The sequence below is a fragment of the Okeania sp. SIO2B9 genome (assembly GCF_010672505.1).
GTDB lineage: Bacteria > Cyanobacteriota > Cyanobacteriia > Cyanobacteriales > Microcoleaceae > Okeania > Okeania hirsuta.
The window spans coordinates 1-7,076 of record NZ_JAAHGK010000256.1 but is presented as its reverse complement, the minus strand read 5'-3'; the positions used below and the strand labels follow the sequence as shown (position 1 = coordinate 7,076).

4 protein-coding genes are annotated in these 7,076 nt (G+C 37.7%); 2 read left to right on the top strand and 2 right to left on the bottom strand.

The genetic code is table 11. The annotated features are described in order from the left end of the window. Window positions 1–355 precede the first annotated feature (355 nt). Window positions 356–1,612 (bottom strand): precorrin-6y C5,15-methyltransferase (decarboxylating) subunit CbiE, encoded by a 1,257-nt coding sequence (gene cbiE / locus F6K13_RS11485; RefSeq protein ID WP_124146289.1) that lies wholly within the window; start codon window positions 1,610–1,612, stop codon window positions 356–358. A gap of 722 nt (window positions 1,613–2,334) precedes the next feature. Then, window positions 2,335–3,114: a DUF1868 domain-containing protein gene (locus F6K13_RS11480; protein ID WP_124146288.1), complete on the bottom strand. Its 780-nt coding sequence runs from the start codon at window positions 3,112–3,114 to the stop codon at window positions 2,335–2,337. Window positions 3,115–3,147: 33 nt separating this feature from the next. Here F6K13_RS11480 and holA point away from each other — a divergent pair, with 33 nt between their 5' ends. Both holA and F6K13_RS11470 read left to right on the top strand, forming a co-directional pair. Further along, window positions 3,148–4,149: a DNA polymerase III subunit delta gene (holA, locus tag F6K13_RS11475; protein ID WP_124146287.1), complete on the top strand. Its 1,002-nt coding sequence runs from the start codon at window positions 3,148–3,150 to the stop codon at window positions 4,147–4,149. 1,610 nt (window positions 4,150–5,759) lie between these two features. Beyond that, window positions 5,760–6,755: a hypothetical protein gene (locus F6K13_RS11470; protein ID WP_124146286.1), complete on the top strand. Its 996-nt coding sequence runs from the start codon at window positions 5,760–5,762 to the stop codon at window positions 6,753–6,755. Window positions 6,756–7,076: the final 321 nt, after the last annotated feature.

The window sequence follows — 7,076 nt, the reverse complement described above, 5'->3', positions numbered from 1 at the left end:
CGGGCAGACCGAACAGTTATTGTAGGTAATAATAACACAGGACAACTAAAGTTGTCTAGTCTAAGCGACTCGCTTGTTTTCATCCCCCGGTTAAAACACGGGGGCCTTCAACGTCGCTTTTCGGTAAACTGGATTTGGTATCAATCCGTTTTTTTGATTGGTTAACTGAAAACAGGGACATATTTGCCAGTCATAAAGAGAGTTTAGGCTATATTAAAGATCTAAAAATTGTGTAAGTCCCCTCTGAGGGTGACAAGCACTTCAAAACTATTGTTTGATCAGGGTTTCAAGGATATCCATATATCGCCATTAGGACCGCGATTGCCTTCATTTATCGCAAATACATTACCCTGTGCTAACTACTAATAATCATAATATTCACTGGATTGAGTGGAGTAAAGCGAGTTAAATTAGCTATAGGTATAGATCGAGATAACTGTACTTGCAAAAGACGATAATTCCAACTCCGATCGCTCTTTTTTCTTTCCTCTGCCCAACTTAAAGCAGTATGCAAATTTTCCAAACTGGTAAATGCTAATACTATCATTCCTCCAGGTAACATCCTCATCCCACAAACTCCCAGAATCTTCCTAAGTTTACCACTACTACCCCCAATAAAAATTCTATGGGGAGGGCGCAGGTGATGCAAAATATCTGGAGCATTACCATGAATAGAAACTACATTGTTAACCTGAAAGCGACGGCAGTTTTCTTCAATTAAACTTGTTCCAGCAGCAGTTTTTTCAATTGCATATATTGTAGAATCACTAAAAAGGCGAGCAATTTCAACTGAAACAGAGCCACTACCAGCACCAATATCCCAAATAATTTGTCCTGGTTGCAAACCCAACTCAGCCAAAATTAAAACCCGTACTTCCCGTTTCGTCATTAACCCTGGGCGGTCATCGTAAGTAAAAAAATAATTATCTGGTATCCCCAACCAAGGCAAATTAGCTAAATTTACAGATTGATTAGCTAATTTAGATTGACGTAATAATACCACTACATTTAACGGAGCAAATATTTCTTGTTTTGCTTCATCTATAGACCATTGTTGAACTCGTTCATCCTCACTACCTATATTTTCACAGACCCAAAAATGATAGTCAATTGGTAAATCTAAACTTAATAACAAACTAGCGATCGCCTTTGGTGTATGAGTATGGTCTGTTAACACTGCTATTTTCTCAATTCCCTGCTGCAGTGCTTGAATCAACTCATCCATTGAGCGACCATGAACGCTAATTATTTTAGCATCTTGCCAAGGAATTTTAAGGCGACTAAAAGCTAATTGTACCGAACTCAGATGCGGATAAAACCTTAATTTTTCTGGCGGAAAATGAGTTACTAATAGTCGCCCTAAGCCAAAAAATAAAGGGTCTCCTGAAGTTAAAACTACGATACAACTGTTGGGGATATCTAAATGCTGTCGTATTTCTACAATTGTCTCAAGTATATCTTCCAGTACAATAATTTCGGCAGAATGATTAGGGAAATAACGGAGATGGCGATCGCTTCCTACTAACACAGTCGCCCTTTCAACAATTTTCCGCACTGACTCATTTAGTCCAACAACTCCATCTAAACCTATGCCAATAACATTTATACTCACGATAATTTATAGCTATATCAGTAGTCAGTAGTCCGTAGGAATTATATAAAAGGCGCTGCTGAACTCAGGGGTGAATCTTTGCAAAAAAGGTAACACATCTTTGTATACTTCCTTCTTTTTCTAAAACTATAATTCCAATGCGCAAATATGTAACGCCCTCCACACTCCCCACACTAATTCATCCCGCAAATATGCAACGCCATATAAAATACTCCAAATACAATTTTTCAACTCTGCCCTTAAGGACAAGTTACGATCAAAATTCTAACTTATCAAGTCAAAAAATGGCGTTGGTGAATCAACATCAGAATTAAGATATTTGGACTAACCGTAATCAACATCAGAATTATGAATACCCCTTTCATTACTTGCTCCCAAACAACCCGTAAACGAAATAATCTGTAGGGACTTTGAATACAAAGTCCCTACCTATTCCCTATTCCCTATATTATTTCTGGCCTAATTTAATTAGGGCTTGCTGATTAAATCTAAAAGTCTTTATAGATAAAGGTTTTAGCCTTGTTAAGTATCAAAAAGTGCGAGGTTTTAAGTGGTAATAGTTCAAAAATGAGCGAATTTTGGTCAAGATTTGGGCAGAACAATCTTGGGACAATTCTTACTCCTAGCTCCTCACTCATTCCCATTTTTCCTGTCTCCTGTCTCCTGTCTCCTGTCTCCTATCTCCTACACCTAGGAGAAAGACTTTTGAGGGCAAACCCTAATTACAAATCTACAACAGGCCAATCTGGTTGTCGATAATACCGTACCATATTATCAAACTTTCGGAGTTCTCCCCGATGCAATAACATTTCTGAATTGCTTTCCAACCATTGATTATTTAATTCTAAAATCCCATCTCCCACAGCAGCAGTATCTAAATCTGATGGAATTTCCCCAAAATATCCCAAGGTAATATGAGCAGTAAAGTGATATTGCTGTTCAATACCTAAAGCAATGAAATTAGGATTTTGATAAATTGACCGACGTAGTTGTAGAATCCGATCATAAGAACTTTCATCTTTTGGGACGAGACAAACACCAATAGCTCTAGTCATTACTACAATTCCTAAAACTTGCCAGCGGGCTTGATGGCCATTTTTGGCAATAGATAACTCTTGAAAACTTTCAGCAATACAAGAGCGTAGTTTTTCTTCAAATTGAGGATTACTTTGACTAGCATTTAGAAAGGCACTTTCCCAAATTAAATCAGCTAAGGTTAAATGAAAACTATTGCCAGGCACGGGAATCATTAAATTAGTTCCCAATAGTTCTACCAATAGTTGTTGAGATTGTTGCAAATACTGATAAAAGTTGCCGTTTTGCGAGTCTTCTTCCCCCGGTGGAGTAATCACAGAATAGCCAGGAAAATTATTAGCCTCAATTTGGCCATCCAGTTTAGTGAATTTCGGAGACTGTTGGATATATTCCAACTGAGATTTGTAACTTGATAGCAAGGTTGTCTGTGCTACTCGGTTAATGTAGTCCTGATATGTATCGTCCAATCTTAATCGCCCCTTATCAAAAAATAGCTTCTTATGCCAATTTACCTATACTTTGGCGAGGATGAATATTCAATGATGCTAGCAGCTAATGCTTTGCGTGAATCTGTCCTCGATCCTAACTGGGCTAGCTTTAACTATGACAAAATTTTGCCAGCAATAGATGCTGTTCAAACTGGATTGAATCAGGCCATGACTCCTCCTTTTGGTTCTGGTAGTCGTTTTGTCTGGCTAGTCGATACTAATATAACTCAGCATTGTTCACAAAATCTATTGGAAAATTTGGAAAGTACTCTACCTCTGATTCCTGAAACTACTCTGCTATTGTTGACTACGCCCAATAAACCTGATCAAAGACTTAAGTCCACAAAATTGATCCAAAAATGGGCTGAGGTTAGAGATTTCTCTCCTATTCCTCCTTGGAAAACAGAGTTATTGGAGCAGCAAGTCAAAGAAATGGCTCAGGAAGTAGGAGTCAAGCTTAATTCTAGTGGGGTTACTTTTTTAGCAGAAGCTTTAGGTAACGATCGCCGACAACTTCATAGTGAGTTGACTAAATTACAGCTATATGTATCTGGAGATTCTGTAGTGGACTTAGAAGTAATTACTACTCTAGTCGGTTCTCAGACTCAAAGTAGTTTAAAGTTAGCTACAGCAATTCGTTTAGGTGATACGGTTAAAGCTTTGGAGTTAGTCGCAGATTTAATTGCCCACAATGAACATCCATTACGAATAGTGGCTACTCTAGTAGGCCAATTTAGAATATGGTTTTGGGTAAAACTAATGATAGAGACAGGGGAGCGAGATGAAAAAGCGATCGCTCAAGCTGCGGAAATAGGCAACCCTAAAAGGATATATTTTTTACGACAAGAGGTCAATTCTTTGTCCTTAAATCAATTACAGAAAACCTTACCTTTATTACTAGAGCTAGAAGTAAGTCTCAAGCAAGGAAAAGAGCAAATATCTACACTACAAACTAAAGTAATAGAACTTTGTCAGGTGTTTTCTCAGAAAAATATCTTCAGTAAAAAATCGTAGAACTATTATCGGCTGGGAGTCAAAATTTAGGACATCGGAATTATTATGGCCTTGAAGAAGGAAGAGGTGGATGGGGACTCAAATCCCAACCAATTGTAAACACCGCTCATGAGGTGCGGGGTATTAAACCCAAAATAAAAAGATAATTCAAACACCCCCCATTGGTCTGAGTAAATTCATATAGTTTATTTTCAGGTTTTCCCTCCCCATCATCATTGTTGGAGATATTTATTCAGGACATATTAAAGCTATTAAATTACCAACAGGAAAAAACCTAGAAAATATTTAACAATTAACGCTAGCATAATTTTTAATCTTTAATGCCCCCTCAAATCACTATTCTTAAAAATTTATAAAATTAATAGGATTCGCATCCCATAATCAGCTAAACTATTCATAAGTTTTCTAATTTATTGACACTAAGTAAAAAAATTAGAGCTTCTATTAAGCATCATAATATGATTTAGACAAATATAACTACAGGTATAGACAGATAAGAAGCAATTTTTAATTATTAGATATTGTTAACAATTGATAATTTCTGCTAATATACAATCCAAGTAGTAGGTTTTCTGATTCTGAAATCATCGGCGATTGGTCAGCCTATAGAAATTAATTTAATTTGTTGTGGAGGAAAATCTGGACGAGCTAAAAATTAGTGGTAATAAGATTGCAGTTAATAGAGTAAAGTCGATGAATTTATAAACTAAGGTTTGAAGAAGGAGACAGGAGACAGGAGACAGGAGACAGGAGGAAAATTACATGGGGATTCGCTCCCCCAAGTAATGCGTGAACACCCCCGTTGACGGTGGGGTATTAAACCCACAAAGAAAATGATAAATCTTTAGAGAGAACGTCAGACCCAAAATTAAGTTAACTTAGTGGAGGCAGTACTCTTTGATATACTCTCCGATCTAAGAGACTGTTTGTAAAGTTTTGTAATATACAATGATTGACCTTTAAACTTTAACAACTCGGTTATTTATCCCAGATTTATAGGCTGAAATACCCAATTTGCCAGGGGTAAAAACACTTCATAATTCTTTACAAACAACCTCTAAAGGTGCGGAGATTCTCCTGAAACCAGAATTCTTGGTTTGCGTTCCGCAAGGCTACGCCAACAACGAGTCTACTTAAATCAAATACCTTGGGGAATCTAATCCAGAGATGGTTCTCTTCCCAAGCGCTTACTCTATTCCAAGAGTCTGTTCCCGTATGCCCTACGGTACAGTTCAAACCTCAAAAAAAACTTTGGTTCTCTTGTACTTGTTGCTTAGAGCTTTTCCATGCATAAGCGTTCCTATGGAAAACCCCATAACTCTTCTCTTGGTCAGCATTCCCTTGCACCTGAGGGCGACGCGGGGTCTGACAGCAATTTTCAAGGTGCTAGTGCGCTACAATTAGTAGTTAAGTTTTTAGAGCGGTTGAATACCTTCCGCTTTCTTAAGCATAGCACAAAGTCCCCCTAAAAGGGGGAGGCTTTATACCCAGGTTTTCGGTAAATCAAGAAGTTCAGAGCCAAAAAGTTTTGGTTTTAGTAATTCACTATAATAATTAAATAATTTTAAGTAAATCAACTATTCGCCCTCCAGCCCAAAGGAGCGCTATTTATGGCATCAAATAATCTGCGGGAACTTGCTAAACAAGGAGATCCAAAAATTATCTCCTCAATTATTAACCACTCACTACAAAAAAAAGGTATTAACGTCCAAGTAACTAGGGACAATGATTGTCTTGAAGTTACACTCGAGTCCGATCAAGTTGCTAATCAACAAGCTCCTCTTGTTGAATTTATTAGAACTGGAATCGTTAAATTGGGAGTTGAATCAATCCACACAGTCAAAGTGTATGGTATTCAGACTGGCGTTCAACAACCAGTCTGGGAAGATAAAATTATTTTAGATACCCCACCAACATCGGATCTACCTGACTTTGAAGAAGAAAGATCGGACTTAGAAGATATTCAGCAACCTATAGATCACTTAGATCAAAAAGAAGTTGAAGCTGACTACGAAACTGAAACAGACGAAGATTATTACCAGGAGGGAGAATACGACGAAGAAACTGAGTATGAAGAAACTGAGTATGAAGAAACTGAGTATGAAGAAAATCAAGAGGAAATATCACAGCAACCTCAAGCTCAAAAAAAGAAAACTCCTCTCATTCTGAGAATATTGCTACTATTTTTGTTAGTCTCACTAGCTACTCTTGCTGCATTGCACTTTGGTGGAATATTTCCCTTACCCTTCCTAAGTGAGTCAAAATCAGAAAACACTGAAACTAATGACCCTGACTCATCTCAACCACAAACATCTTCTGAAGATACTGAAACTTCACCATCTCCAAAAACAAATGATTCCGGAACCACTGTTTCAGACCCTTGGTATTTTGCTGTCACAAGTGCCCAAAGTGCTGCTCAAAAAGCCCAGACTGCTCAAACAAAATCTGAATGGAATGCGGTAGCTAATGACTGGCAAAAAGCTGTCGATCTGATGAAAGAAGTGCCAGAGTCTAATCCAAACTACCAAACAGCACAAACAAAAGTTCTCGAGTATCAAAATTATCTAGATGTAGCAAACCAAAAAGCAGCTCGAGCTGCTAATTAGACCTTTTTCATAGAATAGCTAGTGCCGCTACGCGGAAGTCATGCATTCAAAAGTCAAAAGTCAAAAATATTGATTGATAAGGCTTTTAGGATTTTGTAACTGGTTAGTTATTTCTGCCATCCTGCACTAGAGATTAGGAAAAGAATGCGATCGCATTCTTTTTGTTATGTCTGATGATTTTTATCATGTCAGAAACTGCTTCATAAAACTGATACAAAGCGTCACATAACGTAACAAATTGATGTTTACTTCCTGCTTCTACTGAGGCCGTCGGCGGTTACTCATCCACAGGCATTAACGGTCAAGCCAACCCCATCTCTA